The organism is Streptomyces sp. NPDC031100, from assembly GCF_055570785.1.
The window spans coordinates 252,507-268,571 of record NZ_JBVIGN010000008.1; the positions used below are offsets into that span (position 1 = coordinate 252,507).

General features: G+C 71.8%; 15 protein-coding genes. 12 read left to right on the top strand and 3 right to left on the bottom strand.

The genetic code is table 11. From position 1 onward, the window contains the following. Positions 1 to 52: 52 nt before the first annotated feature. The gene (locus ACZ5DS_RS23800) at positions 53 to 946 is read left to right on the top strand and encodes an EamA family transporter (protein WP_468242179.1); all 894 of its coding nucleotides are present in this window, start codon (positions 53 to 55) and stop codon (positions 944 to 946) included. A gap of 57 nt (positions 947 to 1,003) precedes the next feature. Here the strand turns inward: ACZ5DS_RS23800 and ACZ5DS_RS23805 are convergent, their stop codons facing one another. Beyond that, positions 1,004 to 1,744 (bottom strand): class I SAM-dependent DNA methyltransferase, encoded by a 741-nt coding sequence (locus tag ACZ5DS_RS23805; protein WP_468241858.1) that lies wholly within the window; start codon positions 1,742 to 1,744, stop codon positions 1,004 to 1,006. Between the two features lie 128 nt (positions 1,745 to 1,872). Beyond that, on the bottom strand, positions 1,873 to 2,292 hold the full coding sequence (locus ACZ5DS_RS23810; RefSeq protein ID WP_468241860.1) for a hypothetical protein: 420 nt from the start codon (positions 2,290 to 2,292) through the stop codon (positions 1,873 to 1,875). A gap of 27 nt (positions 2,293 to 2,319) precedes the next feature. Between ACZ5DS_RS23810 and ACZ5DS_RS23815 the strand changes: the two genes are divergently transcribed. The 11 genes from ACZ5DS_RS23815 (at position 2,320) to ACZ5DS_RS23865 (ending at position 14,772) form a co-directional block, all read left to right on the top strand. After that, positions 2,320 to 2,598 carry a hypothetical protein gene (locus tag ACZ5DS_RS23815; RefSeq protein ID WP_468241862.1) on the top strand — a complete coding sequence of 93 codons (279 nt, stop codon included), beginning with the start codon at positions 2,320 to 2,322 and terminating at the stop codon, positions 2,596 to 2,598. Positions 2,599 to 2,644: 46 nt separating this feature from the next. Further along, positions 2,645 to 3,373, top strand: a complete 729-nt coding sequence (locus ACZ5DS_RS23820; RefSeq protein ID WP_468241865.1) for a hypothetical protein — start codon at positions 2,645 to 2,647, stop codon at positions 3,371 to 3,373. A gap of 151 nt (positions 3,374 to 3,524) precedes the next feature. Beyond that, entirely contained in the window at positions 3,525 to 4,319 is a 795-nt protein-coding gene (locus tag ACZ5DS_RS23825; protein ID WP_468241867.1) for a TIGR03084 family metal-binding protein, read from the top strand. Beyond that, positions 4,316 to 5,992: an acyclic terpene utilization AtuA family protein gene (locus tag ACZ5DS_RS23830; protein WP_468241869.1), complete on the top strand. Its 1,677-nt coding sequence runs from the start codon at positions 4,316 to 4,318 to the stop codon at positions 5,990 to 5,992. Before ACZ5DS_RS23825 ends, ACZ5DS_RS23830 begins: the two co-directional genes overlap by 4 nt. Further along, positions 5,989 to 7,587: an acyl-CoA carboxylase subunit beta gene (locus ACZ5DS_RS23835; protein ID WP_468241872.1), complete on the top strand. Its 1,599-nt coding sequence runs from the start codon at positions 5,989 to 5,991 to the stop codon at positions 7,585 to 7,587. Before ACZ5DS_RS23830 ends, ACZ5DS_RS23835 begins: the two co-directional genes overlap by 4 nt. A 5-nt stretch (positions 7,588 to 7,592) precedes the next feature. After that, a complete protein-coding gene (locus ACZ5DS_RS23840; protein WP_468241874.1) occupies positions 7,593 to 9,440 on the top strand; it encodes an acetyl/propionyl/methylcrotonyl-CoA carboxylase subunit alpha in 1,848 nt (615 codons plus the stop codon). 7 nt (positions 9,441 to 9,447) lie between these two features. Then, positions 9,448 to 10,608, top strand: a complete 1,161-nt coding sequence (locus ACZ5DS_RS23845; RefSeq protein WP_468241876.1) for an acyl-CoA dehydrogenase family protein — start codon at positions 9,448 to 9,450, stop codon at positions 10,606 to 10,608. A 29-nt stretch (positions 10,609 to 10,637) separates the two neighbouring features. Next, on the top strand, positions 10,638 to 12,206 hold the full coding sequence (locus ACZ5DS_RS23850; RefSeq protein WP_468241879.1) for a 4-coumarate--CoA ligase family protein: 1,569 nt from the start codon (positions 10,638 to 10,640) through the stop codon (positions 12,204 to 12,206). Beyond that, a complete protein-coding gene (locus ACZ5DS_RS23855) occupies positions 12,203 to 12,940 on the top strand; it encodes an enoyl-CoA hydratase family protein (protein ID WP_468241881.1) in 738 nt (245 codons plus the stop codon). The genes ACZ5DS_RS23850 and ACZ5DS_RS23855 overlap by 4 nt, the downstream gene beginning before the upstream one ends. Continuing rightward, on the top strand, positions 12,928 to 13,533 hold the full coding sequence (locus ACZ5DS_RS23860) for a TetR/AcrR family transcriptional regulator (RefSeq protein ID WP_468241883.1): 606 nt from the start codon (positions 12,928 to 12,930) through the stop codon (positions 13,531 to 13,533). Before ACZ5DS_RS23855 ends, ACZ5DS_RS23860 begins: the two co-directional genes overlap by 13 nt. A 207-nt stretch (positions 13,534 to 13,740) precedes the next feature. Next, a complete protein-coding gene (locus ACZ5DS_RS23865) occupies positions 13,741 to 14,772 on the top strand; it encodes an isopenicillin N synthase family dioxygenase (protein WP_468241886.1) in 1,032 nt (343 codons plus the stop codon). A 79-nt stretch (positions 14,773 to 14,851) separates the two neighbouring features. On the opposite strand, the gene ACZ5DS_RS23870 is transcribed toward ACZ5DS_RS23865, so the two are convergent. Beyond that, positions 14,852 to 15,952: a citrate synthase 2 gene (locus ACZ5DS_RS23870; protein ID WP_468241888.1), complete on the bottom strand. Its 1,101-nt coding sequence runs from the start codon at positions 15,950 to 15,952 to the stop codon at positions 14,852 to 14,854. Positions 15,953 to 16,065 lie beyond the last annotated feature (113 nt).

The window sequence follows — 16,065 nt, forward strand, 5'->3', positions numbered from 1 at the left end:
AGCACCAGGACCGCCCGTGACCGCCACCTCCCCCACCACCACGCCGACCCGGATGACGCCCGCCGCAGGGCGCCGCCGCTTCGGCTCGCTCGGACCCGTCGGGCTGGTGCTGGCCGGCGGGATCTCGGTCCAGTTCGGCGGGGCCCTCGCGGTGACCCTGATGCCGAGGGCCGGTGCGGCCGGCGTCGTCACCCTGCGGCTCATTGCGGCGGCCGTGGTCCTCCTGGTGGTCTGCCGACCGCGGCTGCGCGGCCACTCCCGCAGCGACTGGGGCACGGTCGTCGTCTTCGGCATCACCATGGGCGCGATGAACGGCCTCTTCTACGAGGCGGTCGCCCGCATCCCGCTCGGCCCCGCGGTCACCCTCGAAGTCCTCGGCCCGCTGGCCCTGTCCGTCCTGGCGTCCCGCCGTGCGGTCAACGCGGTGTGGGCGGCCCTCGCCCTCGCAGGTGTCTTCCTGCTGGGCGGCGGAGGCTTCAGCGACCTCGACCCCATAGGTGTTGCCTTCGCCGTGGGTGCCGGCGCCATGTGGGCGGCCTACATAGTCTTCAGCGCACGGACGGGCCGCCGCTTCCCGCAGGCGGACGGACTGGCGTTGGCCATGGCGGTCGCGGCCCTGCTGTTCCTGCCCATCGGCATGGTTTCGGCAGGCACCCGCCTCCTCGACCCCACCACCGTCGCCCTCGGCTCGGCGGTGGCCCTGCTCTCCTCGGTGCTGCCCTACACCCTCGAACTCCTGGCCCTGCGCCGCCTGCCCGCGTCCACCTTCGCCATCCTCATGAGCCTGGAACCGGCCATCGCGGCCACGGCCGGCTTCCTGATCCTCGGCCAGGCCCTGTCCGCCACGGAGGCCGCCGCGATCGCGCTGGTCATCGCGGCGAGCATCGGCGCGGTGCGGACGCAGGTGGGAAGAGGGAAGGTGCGGGCGCAGGCCCCGGAGGCCTGACCTCCTGGGCGCCCCGGCGCGGCCCCTGGAAGCCTGACGCACGCTCCCCGGCCGACTTCACTCGGCCGGCTTCTCCCATACCGACACGTGCTGCCGGCTGTCGCTCGTGAACGGCTCCCGGCTCCAGCCGTCCCACCGCTCACGCAGCCGCAGCCCCGCGAGCCGGGCCATCAGATCCAGCTCCGCCGGCCACACGTACCGGAACGGAACGGCCAGGTACGAACCGCGGCCGTCCACGACCTCCACATGGTGCGAACTCATCGACTGCGTCGCCACGTCGTACAGGTCGAAGCCCAGCCGCCCGCCGTCCACCCGGAACGGCACCGCGTTCTGCCCGGGCGGCAGTCGGCGCAGGTCGGGCACCATGACCTCGACGACGAAGCAGCCGCCGGGTTCCAGATGGTCCGCGACGTTGCGGAAGCACTCCACCTGGGCGTCCTGTGACGTCAGGTTCATGATCGTGTTGTAGACCAGGTAGGCGACGGAGAAGGTGCCGTCCACCTTCGTGGCCGCGAAGTCCCCGATCGTCACCCCGATCGCGTCTCCGCCCGGCTTGGCCCGCATCCGCTCCACCATCGCCTGGGACAGCTCGATCCCGTGCACCTCGACCCCGCGCCCCGCCAGCGGCAGCGCGATACGCCCGGTACCGATGCCGAGTTCCAGGGCCCGGCCGCCACCGGCCAGCTCCGCCAGCAGGTCGACCGCCGGTTCCACGACCTCGGGGTCGAACATCTCCGTCGTCGACTCGTCGTACGTCGTTGCTACGGACTCTCCGAAGTAACCGTCGTCATCAAGCATCCGTCGACGGTACGGGGAGCGACCCGCGCGGCGCGCCCGAATTTCCGGCAGACGGGCGGGGAAAGGCGCGGGTCGCTCAGGCACGCCTCGCCCCGCCGGACGGATCCGACGGGGCGGGGCGACGAGGGTCAGCCGATGGCCATCTTGTTCTGCCAGCCGCCGCCGCTGGTGCCGACGATCTCAGTGCCGGAGCCCTGCAACGCGGTGCGCGAGCCCGCGTAGAACCGCACCGATCCCTCCGTCCGCAGTGTCCAGATGTCCGGAATCCCGTCGCCGTTGGCGTCCGGTGTGCCCATCAGGAAGCGGATGCTCGTACTGGACCAGCCCGAGGCGCCGTACTGTTCGTCCACGCCCTTGGCGGAGTTGGCCGCCGAGCCGAGCGAGACCAGGTCCACTCCGTCCGAGGCGCCCGGCTGGCCGGTGCGCAACAGCAGCCGGCCCGACGCGTCGCTGCGGTAGACCAGGTCGGTGACGCCGTCGCCGGTGATGTCCTGCACGGTGACGATGTCGTGATCCGTCCAGGCCGAGCCCGACAGCAGCACTGCCACCGGTTCGTCGGGAACGCCAACGTCCGCGTGATCTATCCGGGCGCCGGAACAGACGCCGATCCCATCTTCGACACTCATATCTCGGGAGGGGTCAAGGGCGCCGGCGGCATAGGCACGGGCTCTCCCCGGGCCGTTGGCGAGGGCGAGGGCGGCGGCAAGCGGGGCGGCGGCCGCCTCGGCGGTAAGCTGCTCGGCAGCGTCGGCGTTCTCAGTGACCTGCTCTGGATCTGGGAGGGCATGAAGACCCTGGAGCGCGGATGCGGCGACGACATCGCGGTCCAGTGCGGGCCGCCGCCGAGTGCCTGAGTCCCCGCCCATCGCCCGACCCGACGACGTCACGAGAAGAACAGCCGTGGCCAAACAGCGCATCACCGTCTGCGTCCCACCGCCCAGCGATCCCGCCGCCCCCGACGCTCTGCACCGGGCGATCGGGGAGGCCATGGCTCCCTACTACTACGACCGCGAGGACATTCCCCACCCCGACTGGGTGGGCGAGTGGGACTACTGGTTCATCTCCGGGGCCAACTGTGCCTTCGCGGTTCTCCCCGGTCACGAGGACGACCCCCGGCTGGTCCGGTACGACGAGTGGACCGAGTCGTCCGAGGAACTGCCCCGCGACCGCTGTCACGGCGGCCCCCGGGGCCTCCTCGACCTCGACACCGACCGGGAGGAGGCCGCGCACGAGGCCGCCCGGCGATGGGACGAGTGGGCGCGGTTCGCCGCCGGCCACCCCCCGGCGCTGCCCGTCGGCCCCTACCTCGACCGGGCCTACCTCGACCCGGTGGGCTACCCCGAGGAGCGTGCCCGGGCGGAGTACGCGGCTCAGCCGCTGATCCGGGCCTTCAGGGAGGACCCGGAGCTGGAGGAACGGTTCCCGTACGACCCGATCGGCTACTTCGGCCCTGACCGGGAGGCGTTCGTGGCGACCCGTGCGGACGAGGCGCTGCCCACTCCCGCCCTGCTCACGCTGGACGGCCGGTGGGTCGAGTACGGCGGACCGGACTACCGCCGCGAGTTCAACGCCTACCTCGACGCCCTGCCGCCCGAGACGATGGTGGTCAGGGTGCTGTACCACTCGTAACCACTCGTAGGCACCGCCGCGTGCCAGAGCCCCTGTCCCAGCCCCCGCCGGTTCCCGGCGGGGGCTGATCAGTTGGCGAGCCTTGAGCCGCGCAAACAAATTCATGCAAGCACGCTTGATTGTTTCTCGTGCCGCTGACATGCTCCCTGCCATGTCCGAGCCGACGCCCGTCTTTGACGACCTGCGCGAGGAAAGCGAAGAACTCGACCACTTGGTGGGCGAGTTGACGGAGGGGCGGTGGGCGCTCGCCACGCCCGCGCCACGCTGGAGCATCGCCCACCAGATCGCCCATCTGCACTGGACGGACCGGGCCGCCCTGCTCGCCGTCACGGACGAGGACGGGTTCGGGGAAGTCGTCCAGAAAGCGTTGAAGTCCCCCGACTCCTTCGTCGACGAGGCCGCCGAGGAAGGCGCCCGGCGTCCATCCGCCGAGCTGCTGTCCCGATGGCGGGAGGGCCGGGCCGCGCTGGACAAGGCGCTGCGGGCGGCGCCGCACGGAGCCCGCTTCCCCTGGTTCGGGCCGCCCATGTCGGCCGCCTCCATGGCCACCGGCCGTCTTATGGAGACGTGGGCCCACGGACAGGACGTGGCGGACGCCCTGGGTGTGGTCCGCCCACCCACCGACCGGCTCCGACATGTGGTCCGCATCGGGGTGCGCGCCCGGGACTTCGCCTTCGGGGTACGGGGACTGCCCGTGCCGCAGGAGGAGTTCCGCATCGAACTCACCTCGCCCTCCGGCGAGTTGTGGGCCTACGGCCCGCCCGACGCCCCCCAGCGCGTCACCGGCCCCGCCCTCGACTTCTGCCTCCTCGTCACCCAGCGCGCCCACCGCACAGACCTCGCCCTGAACGCCGTGGGCCCGGACGCCGACCGCTGGCTCGACATCGCGCAGGCCTTCGCGGGCCCGCCCGGCACCGGCCGCCCACCGAAGGGCGGCACCCGGTGAACCCGTTGCGCATCGGCAACTTCTCCGGCTTCTACGGCGACCGTGCCGACGCCCTGCGCGAGATGCTCACCGGCGGCGAACTCGACGTCCTCACCGGCGACTACCTCGCCGAGCTGACCATGCTCATCCTCGGCCGCGACCGGCTCAAGGACCCGGCCGCCGGATACGCCCGCACCTTCCTGCGCCAACTGGAGGACTGCCTCGGCCTAGCCCACGAGCGCGGGGTGCGGATCGTCACCAACGCGGGCGGCCTCAACCCTGCCGGACTCGCCGCCGCCGTACGGCAGTTGGCCGAACGACTCGGCATCCCCGTGCGGGTCGCCCATGTCGAGGGCGACGACCTGACCGCCGCCCACCCGGGCACCCTGGCCGCCCACGCCTACCTCGGCGGTTTCGGTATCGCCGAGTGCCTGCGGGCCGGCGCCGACGTCGTGATCACCGGCCGGGTGACCGACGCGGCGCTCGTCACCGGGCCGGCCGCCGCCCACTTCGGCTGGCATCCGGGGGAGTGCGACCGCCTCGCCGGTGCCGTCGTCGCCGGGCATGTGCTGGAGTGCGGGACGCAGGCGACCGGCGGGAACTACTCCTTCTTCCAGGAGGGGGACGTACGCCGTCCCGGCTTCCCGCTCGCCGAGATCCACGCGGACGGCAGCAGCGTCATCACCAAGCACCCCGGCACCGGTGGCTTCGTCGACATCGGCACGGTCACCGCGCAGCTGCTCTACGAGACCGGGGGCGCCCGGTACCTCGGCCCCGACGTCACCGCCCGGCTGGACACCGTACGGCTGAGCCAGGACGGGCTCGACCGGGTGCGGATCGAGGGCGTGCGCGGGGAGGCTCCGCCGCCGACGCTCAAGGCCGGGCTCAACCGGCTCGGCGGCTTCCGCAACGAGGTCGCCTTCGTCCTCACCGGACTCGACATCGAGGCCAAGGTGGAACTGGTCCGGGAGCAGCTGTCCGACGCCCTCGCCAAGTCGCCTCCCGCCGAGGTCCGTTGGGATCTCGTCCGCACCGACCGCACCGACGCGGACACCGAGGAGACGGCCAGCGCCCTGCTGCGACTCGTCGTACGGGACCCGGACCAGCAGGTCGTCGGGCGTGCGCTGAGCGGAGCCGCCATCGAGCTGGCACTGGCCAGCTACCCCGGATTCCATGTGCTGGCGCCACCTGGAAAGGGCGCGCCCTATGGGGTCTTCGAGGATGTGTACGTGCCCCATGGTGCCGTCGACCATGTGGCGGTCCTCCATGACGGGCGCCGGGTGGCTGTGGCACCGGCCCAGGACACCCTCGTACCCGCCGCACTGCCCCAGCCACCGCTGCCCGCGCCCCTTCCGGCAGGTCCCGTCCGCCGTGCCCCTCTCGGCCTCGTCGTAGGCGCCCGCAGCGGGGACAAGGGCGGGAACGCCAACGTGGGCATCTGGGCCCGTACCGACGACGCCTGGCGGTGGCTCGCCCACACGGTGACGGCCGACACCTTCCGGCAGCTGATCCCCGAGAGCCACGACCTGCCCGTCACCCGGCACGTCCTGCCCAACCTGCGCGCCCTCAACTTCGTCGTGACCGGCATCCTCGGCGCCGGCGTCGCCGCCCAGCACCGCTTCGACCCGCAGGCCAAGGCCCTCGGCGAATGGCTGCGCTCCCGCCACCTGGACATCCCGGAGGTTCTTCTGTGACCGCCCTGACCTCCGCCCTGGACACGGGCAGTCCCGACTACCGGTCCCACCGCGAGGCCATGCTCGCCAAGCTCGCCGACCTGGAGGCCGAGCACACCAAGGCGCTCGCGGGCGGCGGCGAGAAGTACATCCAACGGCACCGCGCACGCGGCAAGCTGCTCGCCCGCGAGCGCATCGAGCTGCTCCTCGACCCGGACACCCCGTTCCTGGAGCTGTCCCCGCTGGCCGCCTGGGGCAGCGACTACACGGTCGGCGCCTCCCTGGTCACCGGGATCGGCGTGGTCGAGGGCGTGGAGTGCCTGATCACCGCCAACGACCCGACCGTGCGCGGCGGCGCCAGCAACCCCTGGAGCCTGAAGAAGGCCCTGCGCGCCAACGACATCGCGCTCGCCAACCGGCTGCCCTGCATCAGCCTGGTGGAGTCCGGCGGCGCCGACCTGCCCTCCCAGAAGGAGATCTTCATCCCCGGCGGCGCCATCTTCCGGGACCTGACCCGGCTGTCCGCCGCCGGCATCCCCACCGTCGCCGTGGTCTTCGGCAACTCCACCGCCGGCGGGGCGTACATCCCCGGCATGTCCGACCACGTGATCATGGTCAAGGAGCGGGCGAAGGTGTTCCTCGGCGGGCCGCCACTGGTGAAGATGGCGACCGGCGAGGAGAGCGACGACGAGTCCCTGGGCGGCGCGGAGATGCACGCGCGCGTGTCGGGCCTCGCCGACTACTTCGCCGTGGACGAGCAGGACGCGCTGCGCCAGGCCCGCCGGGTCGTGGCCCGCCTCAACCACCGCAAGGCGTACGAGGATCCGGGCCCGGCGGCACCGCCCGAGTACGACCCGGAGGAACTGCTCGGCATCGTCCCGGGCGACCTGAAGATCCCCTTCGACCCGCGCGAGGTCATCGCCCGGATCGTCGACGCCTCCGACTTCGACGAGTTCAAGCCGCTGTACGGCACGAGCCTCGCCACCGGCTGGGCGAGCCTGCACGGCTACCCCGTCGGCATCCTGGCCAACGCCCAGGGCGTCCTCTTCAGCGAGGAGTCGCAGAAGGCCGCCCAGTTCATCCAGCTCGCCAACCAGCGCGACATCCCGCTCCTCTTCCTGCACAACACCACCGGCTACATGGTCGGCAAGGAGTACGAGCAGGGCGGGATCATCAAACACGGCGCGATGATGATCAACGCGGTCAGCAACAGCAGGGTCCCGCACCTGTCCGTGCTCATGGGAGCCTCGTACGGCGCCGGGCATTACGGCATGTGCGGGCGGGCCTACGACCCCCGCTTCCTGTTCGCCTGGCCCAGCGCCAAGTCGGCCGTCATGGGCCCGCAGCAGCTCGCGGGCGTCCTGTCGATCGTCGCCCGGCAGTCCGCCGCGGCGAAGGGGCAGCCGTACGACGAGGACGCGGACGCGGCCCTGCGCGCGATGGTGGAGCAGCAGATCGAGTCCGAGTCGCTGCCGATGTTCCTGTCCGGGCGGCTCTACGACGACGGCGTCATCGACCCGCGCGACACCCGCACCGTCCTCGGCCTGTGCCTGTCCGCCCTCCACACCGCTCCCTACGAGGGCGCGCGCGGTGGCTTCGGCGTCTTCCGGATGTGAGGCTCATGATTTCGACTCTGCTGGTCGCCAACCGGGGCGAGATCGCCTGCCGGATCTTCCGCACCTGCGGTGAGTTGGGAATCCGGATGGTCGCCGTGCACTCGGACGCGGACGAGAACGCGCTGCACGCGCGCGTGGCCGACACCACGGTACGGCTGCCGGGGGCGACGCCCTCGGAGACGTATCTTCGCGGCGACCTGATCGTGAAGGCGGCGCTGGCCGCCGGCGCGGACGCCGTGCACCCCGGGTACGGCTTCCTCTCCGAGAACCCCGAGTTCGCGCGTGCCGTCCTCGACGCCGGCCTGGTCTGGATCGGCCCGCCTCCGGAGGCGATCGAGGCGATGGCGTCCAAGACGCGCGCCAAGGAGCTGATGGGGATCGCGCCCCTGGGCGAGGTCACCGAGGCCGACCTGCCGGTGCTGGTGAAGGCGGCCGCGGGCGGCGGGGGGCGCGGGATGCGGATCGTGCGCCGCCTGGAGGAGCTGAGCGCCGCGCTGGAGGGTGCGCGCGCCGAGGCAGCGAGCGCCTTCGGCGACGGCGAGGTCTTCGTCGAGCCGTACATCGAGCACGGCCGCCACGTCGAGGTGCAGATCCTCGCCGACACCCACGGCACGGTCTGGCCGCTCGGCACCCGCGACTGCTCCCTGCAGCGCCGCCACCAGAAGGTGATCGAGGAGGCCCCGGCGCCCGGCCTCTCCGAGGGGCTCACGGAGGACCTGTACGCGCTGGCCGTACAGGCCGCTTGCGCTGTCGCCTACGTCGGCGCCGGCACCGTCGAGTTCCTGGTCGCCGACGGCCGCGCGCACTTCCTGGAGATGAACACCCGCCTCCAGGTGGAACACCCGGTGACGGAGGCGGTGTTCGGCGTCGACCTGGTCGCGGAGCAGATCCGCATCGCCGAAGGCCACGCCCTCGCAAAGGACGCTCCACGCGCGCGTGGACACGCGATCGAAGCCCGCATCTACGCCGAGGACCCCGCCCGCGACTGGGCCCCCCAGACCGGCACCCTGCACCGCCTCGCCGTGCCCGCCGGCGTCCGCCTCGACACCGGCTACACCGACGGCGACGAGATCGGCGTCCACTACGACCCGATGCTCGCGAAAGTCGTCGCCCACGCCCCCACGCGCGCGGAGGCGCTGCGCAGGCTCGCGGGTGCACTGGAGCGAGCGGAACTTCACGGCCCGGTCACCAACCGGGACCTGCTGGTGCGCTCACTGCGCCACGCCGAATTCGTCAGCGGCCGCGTGGACACCGGCTTCTACGACCGCCACCTCGCCGACCTGACCGTGCCCGCACCCGCCCCGTACGCCCCCCTCGCCGCAGCCCTCGCCGACGCCCACGGCCGCTCCCGCTTCGGCGGCTGGCGCAACGTGCCCTCCCAGCCGCAGGTCAAGCGGTACGAGATGGCGGGCGAGGAACACGAGGTCCACTACCGGCACACCAGGGACGGCCTCGCTGCCGAGGGGGTGCGGGTCGTACACGCCGACGCGCGCAGAGTCGTACTCGAAGTGGACGGCGTACAGCGCAAGTTCGACGTCACTCGCTACGGCGACCAGGTCCACGTCAACGCCACCACCCTCACCGCCCTGCCCCGCTTCCCCGACCCCACGGCCCAGCTGGCCCCCGGCTCCCTCCTGGCCCCGATGCCGGGCACGGTCGTCCGCATCGCGGAGGGCCTGTCGGAGGGCGCGACCGTACAGGCGGGCCAGCCCCTGATCTGGCTGGAGGCGATGAAGATGCAGCACCAGATCGCCGCGCCCGTCACCGGCACGCTCAGCGCCCTGCACGCCAAGGCCGGCCAGCAGGTGGAGCCCGGCATGTTGCTCGCCGTCGTACAGGAAACCTCTTCCTAGGAGCCCCATGACTCCCGTCATCGAGTCCGAAGAGCACAAGGCCCTCCGGTCCGCCGTCGCCGCCCTCGGCAAGCGCTACGGCCGCGACTACCTCACCCGCACCATCGCCGAGGGAAAGCCCCTCACCGAACTCTGGTCCGAGGCAGGCAAACTGGGCTACCTCGGTGTCAACCTCCCGGAGGAGCACGGCGGTGGGGGTGGCGGCATCACGGAACTCTCCATCGTCCTGGAAGAGCTGGGCGCGGCGGGCTCCCCGCTCCTCATGCTCGTGGTCTCACCCGCCATCTGCGGAACGGTCGTCTCCCGCTTCGGCACGGAGGAGCAGAAGCGGTCCTGGCTCCCGGGGCTGGCGGACGGCACCCGCCTCATGGCCTTCGGCATCACCGAACCCGACGCCGGCTCCAACTCCCACCGCATCACCACCACCGCCCGCCGGGACGGCACCGACTGGCTCCTCACCGGCCGAAAAGTCTTCATCTCCGGTGTCGACATGGCGGACGCCGTCCTGATCGTCGGCCGCACCGAAGACGCCCGCACCGGACGCCTCAAGCCCTGCCTGTTCATCGTCCCGACGGACGCCGAAGGCTTCCAGAAGCACCCCATCGACATGGAACTCAGCGCCGCCGAGAAGCAGTTCGAGCTGGTCCTGGACGACGTACGGCTCCCCGCCGACGCGCTGGTCGGCGACGAGGACGCCGGCCTGCTGCACCTGTTCGCCGGGCTCAACCCCGAGCGCATCATGACGGCCGCCTTCGCGATCGGCATGGGCCGCTACGCGCTCTCCAAGGCGATCGGGTACGCCCGCGACCGTACCGTCTGGAAGGCCCCCATCGGCGCCCACCAGGCGATCGCGCACCCCCTGGCGCAGGCGCACATCGACCTGGAACTGGCCCGGCTGATGATGCAGAAGGCGGCCCACCTGTACGACGCCGGTGACGACATCGGCGCGGGCGAGGCCGCCAACATGGCCAAGTACGCGGCCGGAGAGGCCTGCGTGAAGGCGGTCGACCAGGCCGTGCACACCCTCGGCGGCAACGGGCTCACCCGCGAGTTCGGGCTCGCCTCGTTGATAACGGCCGCGCGCGTGGCTCGTATTGCTCCGGTGAGCCGGGAGATGATTCTCAACTACGTTTCCCACCAGACCCTGGGCCTGCCCAAGTCGTACTAGGCCACCACCGGCAGCCGCTTGGAGGAACCGTGTTCCGCAGCGAGTACGCAGACGTCCCGCCCGTAGAACTCCCCATCCACGAGGCCGTCCTGGGCCGTGCCGCCGAGTTCGGCGACCAGCCCGCCCTCATCGACGGCACGGACGGCACCACCCTCACGTACGGGCAAGTGGACCGGTTCCACCGGCGGCTGGCCGCCGCGCTCGCCGACGCCGGGGTGCGCAAGGGCGATGTCCTCGCCCTGCACAGCCCCAACACCATCGCCTTCCCGACCGCCTTCTACGCGGCCACGCGCGCGGGTGCCTCCGTCACCACGGTGCACCCGCTCGCCACGCCCGAGGAGTTCGCCAAGCAACTCGACGACAGCGGCGCCCGCTGGATCATCACCGTCTCCCCGCTCCTGGAGGCCGCCCGCCGGGCCGCCGAACTCGCGGGCGGGATACGGGAGATCTTCGTGTGCGACAGCGCACCCGGGCACCGCTCGCTCATCGACATGCTCGCCTGCGCCGCCCCCGAGCCGGAGATCGACCTCGACCCGGCCGAGGACATCGCCGCGCTGCCGTACTCCTCCGGCACCACCGGCACCCCCAAGGGCGTGATGCTCACCCACCGGCAGATCGCCACCAACCTCGCCCAGCTGCAGGCCCCCGTCCCGACGGGCCCCGGCGACCGCATCCTCGCCGTCCTGCCGTTCTTCCACATCTACGGCCTGACCGCCCTGATGAACGCGCCCCTGCGCAAGGGCGCCACGGTGGTCGTCCTGCCCCGCTTCGACCTCGAGACCTTCCTCGCCGCCATCGAGAACCACCGCATCACCGGCCTGTACGTCGCCCCGCCGATCGTCCTCGCCCTCGCCAAACACCCGTCGGTCGCCCGCTACGACCTCTCGTCCCTGAGGTACGTCATCAGCGCCGCAGCCCCCCTGGACGCAGGGCTCGCCGCCGCCTGCGCCGAACGCCTCGGCCTGCCCCCGATCGGCCAGGCCTACGGCATGACGGAACTGTCGCCCGGCACCCACGTCGTCCCCCTCGACGCCCTGCACCAGGCGCCTGCCGGCACGGTCGGCAAACTCATCGCCGGCACCGAGATGCGGATCGTCTCCCTCGACGACGCCGGCAAGGACCTCGGCACCGGCGAGGACGGCGAGATCCTGATCCGCGGCCCCCAGGTGATGAAGGGCTACCTCGGCCGCCCCGACGCCACCGCCGCAATGATCGACACCGACGGCTGGCTGCACACCGGAGACGTCGGCCACGTGGACGCCGACGGCTGGCTCTTCGTCGTCGACCGGGTCAAGGAACTCATCAAGTACAAGGGCTTCCAGGTGGCCCCCGCCGAACTCGAAGCCCTGCTGCTCGCCCACCCCGGCATCGCCGACGCGGCCGTCGTCGGCGCCTACAACGAGGACGGCAACGAGGTCCCGCACGCCTTCGTCGTCCGCCAGCCCACCGCCGACGCCCTCAGCGAGAACGAGATCATGCTCTACGTCGCCGAACGCGTCGCCCCCTACAAACGCGTCCGCAAGGTCACCTTCATCGTCGGCGTCCCCCGCGCCGCCTCCGGAAAGATCCTGCGCCGACAGCTCAGGGAGCACACATGAGCACACTGATCGGACGCACGCGCGCGCGTGCCGTGGAAACCCTCAGCCTGGACGCCACCGACACCCGCAACGCCCTGTCGGCCGCCCTCGTCGCCCAGCTCGCCGAGGCCCTGACCGACTGCGGGAAGGACCCGGACGTCCGGGCCGTCGTCCTCACCCACACCGGCACCACCTTCTGCGCCGGCGCCGACCTGCGCGACCCACCCGACCCGGCCGCCCTTGTGGGCCTGCTCCGGCAGATCGTGGAGCTGCCCAAACCCGTGCTCGCCCGGATCACCGGTCACGTCCGCGCGGGCGGCCTCGGCCTCCTCGCCGCCTGCGACATCGCCGCCGCCTCCCTCGATGCCACCTTCGCCTTCACCGAGGTCCGCATCGGCGTCGCCCCCGCGGTGATCTCCCTCCCGGTGATCCCGCGCGCCGACCCCCGGGCCCTGGCCCGCTACTACCTCACCGGCGAACGCTTCGATCCCGCCGAGGCCGTACGCGTCGGCCTGCTGACGACGGCCGCCGACGACGTGGACGAGGCCCTCGCCCCCGTCCTGGACGGCCTGCGCCGCTCCTCCCCGCAGGCCCTGGCCGAGACGAAACAGCTGCTCACGGCTAGGGTGCTGGAGACGTTCGACCGGGACGCGGCCCAGCTGACCGCGCTCTCGGCCCGGCTGTTCTCCACCGCCCACGCCCGGGAGGGGATGACGGCCTTCCTGGAAAGACGGGATGCGGCATGGGTGGTGTGAGTACGGCGGAACGCGACCGCGTACCCAAGCAGGACCGCAGCCGGGCCACCCGGCAGCGGCTCCTGGAAGCCGCCGTGGCCTGCCTCGCCGAGCACGGCTGGGCAGGCTCCACCGTCGCCGTCGTCGCCGAACGCGCCGGAGTCTCCCGGGGCGCCGCCCAGCACCACTTCCCGACCCGCGAGGACCTGTTCACGGCGGCCGTCGAGTACGTCGCCGAACAGCGCTCCACCGCGCTCAGGGAGCTGTTCCCCGACGGCGCCGCCGACCGCCGCGCTGTCGTCTTCGCCCTGGTCGACCTCTACACCGGCCCCCTCTTCCGCGCCGCCCTCCACCTCTGGGTCGCCGCCTGCGACGAGGAACAGCTGCGCCCGCGCGTGACCGAGCTGGAGGCCCGCGTCGGCCGCGAGACCCACCGCATCGCCGTCGACCTCCTCGGCGCCGACGAGACCCGCCCCGGCGCCCGGGAGACCGTCCAGGGCCTGCTCGACATGGCCCGCGGCCTCGGCCTCGCCAACCTCCTCACCGACGACACCGCCCGCCGAGAGCGCGTGGTCGCCCAGTGGGCGGCCCTCCTGGAGGAAACGCTGGGCTGAAAGGGTTCGCGCGGAGGCGCGTTACCCTTGGCCCATGCTTCCGATGCTCGTTCGCCGTCGCCACGTGGACTACGTGCGCGTCACGAGCATGGGCTGTCGGCATTCGGCCTGAAATCAGCCCCTTTTTCTCCCCTTCTTACGGCATTCTGGGCGCCGCCCTACCCTCGGCGGCCTGCCCGTGGCCCACACACCCCTGTGGACGCATCCATGACGACGCACACCGCGACGAACCCGTCGTACGAACAGCTCCCGATCATCGACCTCTCGGCCGCCGACCGCGGCCCCCAGGCCCGTGACCTGCTCCACGCCCAGCTGCACAGCGCCGCGCACGACGTCGGCTTCTTCCAGCTCGTCGGACACGGAGTGACCCGGGCCGAGACCGACGCGCTGCTCACCGCCATGCGCGCCTTCTTCGCCCTCCCCGAGGCCGACCGGCTCGCCCTCGACAACGTCAACTCCCCGCACTTCCGCGGCTACACGCGCACCGGCGACGAGCGCACCCGCGGCGCCCGCGACTGGCGCGACCAGCTCGACATAGGCGCCGAACGCCCCGCCCACGCCCCCGGCCCCGGCGAGCCCCCGTACTGGTGGCTGGAGGGCCCCAACCAGTGGCCGGCCGCCCTCCCCGAGCTGCGCACGGCCGCCCTGGCCTGGATCGACAAGCTCAGCGGGGTGGCGCACCGCCTCCTGCACGAACTCCTGACCGCCATCGGCGCCCCCGCCGACTTCTACGACCCGATCTTCGGCGCACACGCCCACCCGCACCTCAAGCTCGTCCGCTACCCGGGCAGCGCCGACGACGGCACCGACCAGGGCGTCGGCGCCCACAAGGACTACGGCTTCCTCACCCTGCTCCTGCAGGACACCGTCGGCGGCCTCCAGGTCCAGCGCGAGGACGGCCTCTTCCACGACGTACCCCCACTCGAGGACGCCTTCGTCGTCAACCTGGGCGAACTCCTCGAGGTCGCCACCAACGGCTACCTGATCGCCACCAACCACCGAGTGATCAGCCCACCCGGAGCCACCGAACGCTTCTCGGTCCCCTTCTTCTACAACCCCCGCCTGGACGCCAAGATCGAGCCCCTGCCCTTCCCGCACGCGTCGACGGCCCCCGGCATCACGACGGACCCGGCCAACCCGCTCTTCGCCGAGTACGGCTACAACGAGCTGAAGGGCAAACTGAGGGCCCACCCCCTGGTGGCGGAACGGCACCACGGGAGCCTTCTGACTCCGGCGTGAGCAACTCCTTGAGGGGCGCGGGGAACTGCGCGACAAGCCACGATGCGGCCGCAGTCGCCCGCGCTCCTCAGAGGCCCTTTCAGTGGGCGATATCCGCGTAACCCTCGATCTCCCGCGGACTACGCGCCCCCGGCCCCACGTACCGAGCAGACGGCCGCACAAGCCGCCCGGTCCGCTTCTGCTCAAGAATGTGCGCAGACCACCCGGCGGTGCGAGCACACGTGAACATCGACGTGAACATGTGCGCCGGCACCTCGGCGAAGTCCAGCATGATCGCGGCCCAGAACTCCACGTTGGTCGCCAGCACCCGGTCCGGCCGCCGGTTGTGCAGCTCCTCCAGCGCCGCCTTCTCCAGCGCCTCCGCGATCTCGAAGCGAGGAGCACCCAGTTCCCGGGCGGTACGGCGCAGCACGCGCGCCCGGGGGTCCTCGGCCCGGTACACCCGGTGCCCGAAGCCCATGAGGCGCTCGCCGCGGTCCAGGGCCTTCTTGACGTAGGCCTCGGCGTCACCCGTCCGCTCGATCTCCTCGATCATGCCGAGCACGCGGGAGGGGGCACCGCCGTGCAGCGGACCGGACATGGCGCCGACCGCCCCGGACAGTGCGGCGGCGACGTCCGCGCCGGTCGAGGCGATGACCCGCGCGGTGAAGGTGGAGGCGTTCATGCCGTGCTCGGCGGCCGACGTCCAGTAGGCGTCGACGGCCGCGACGTGCTTCGGGTCCGGCTCGCCCCGCCAGCGGATCATGAACCGCTCGACCACGGAGTTCGCCTTGTCGATCTCCCGCTGCGGCACCATCGGCAGCCCCTGCCCGCGCGCGGACTGGGCGACGTACGACAGCGCCATGACCGCGGCCCGGGCCAGATCCTCGCGGGCCTGGTCCGCGTCGATGTCGAGGAGCGGTTTCAGGCCCCAGACCGGGGCGAGCATGGCGAGCGCGGACTGTACGTCCACACGGATGTCACCGGAGTGCACGGGGATCGGGAACGGCTCGGCGGGCGGCAGTCCGGGGTTGAAGGCACCGTCGACCAGCAGGCCCCACACGTTCCCGAAGGAGACGTGCCCGACCAGGTCCTCGATGTCGACGCCGCGGTAGCGCAGGGCGCCGCCCTCCTTGTCGGGTTCGGCGATCTCCGTCTCGAACGCGACGACTCCCTCGAGCCCGGGTACGAAATCGGACATCAGGCGGCTCCTCGTGAAAGTGTCGGCGGCGGTCACCCCGGTGATGCCCCGATCAGCCGGTGGTCACCCAAACCGCAGGGGAATCAGCACCATAACTCCGAGTGCCATCGTTG

What these genes read in the sequence shown, in the direction of transcription:
- ACZ5DS_RS23860 (WP_468241883.1), top strand. Translation starts at nt 12,928, where the DNA reads ATGGGTGGTGTGAGTACGGCGGAACGCGACCGCGTACCCAAGCAGGAC.
- ACZ5DS_RS23845 (WP_468241876.1), top strand. Translation starts at nt 9,448, where the DNA reads ATGACTCCCGTCATCGAGTCCGAAGAGCACAAGGCCCTCCGGTCCGCC.
- ACZ5DS_RS23870 (WP_468241888.1), bottom strand. Translation starts at nt 15,952, where the DNA reads ATGTCCGATTTCGTACCCGGGCTCGAGGGAGTCGTCGCGTTCGAGACG.
- ACZ5DS_RS23805 (WP_468241858.1), bottom strand. Translation starts at nt 1,744, where the DNA reads ATGCTTGATGACGACGGTTACTTCGGAGAGTCCGTAGCAACGACGTAC.
- ACZ5DS_RS23825 (WP_468241867.1), top strand. Translation starts at nt 3,525, where the DNA reads ATGTCCGAGCCGACGCCCGTCTTTGACGACCTGCGCGAGGAAAGCGAA.
- ACZ5DS_RS23840 (WP_468241874.1), top strand. Translation starts at nt 7,593, where the DNA reads ATGATTTCGACTCTGCTGGTCGCCAACCGGGGCGAGATCGCCTGCCGG.
- ACZ5DS_RS23800 (WP_468242179.1), top strand. Translation starts at nt 53, where the DNA reads ATGACGCCCGCCGCAGGGCGCCGCCGCTTCGGCTCGCTCGGACCCGTC.
- ACZ5DS_RS23855 (WP_468241881.1), top strand. Translation starts at nt 12,203, where the DNA reads ATGAGCACACTGATCGGACGCACGCGCGCGCGTGCCGTGGAAACCCTC.
- ACZ5DS_RS23865 (WP_468241886.1), top strand. Translation starts at nt 13,741, where the DNA reads ATGACGACGCACACCGCGACGAACCCGTCGTACGAACAGCTCCCGATC.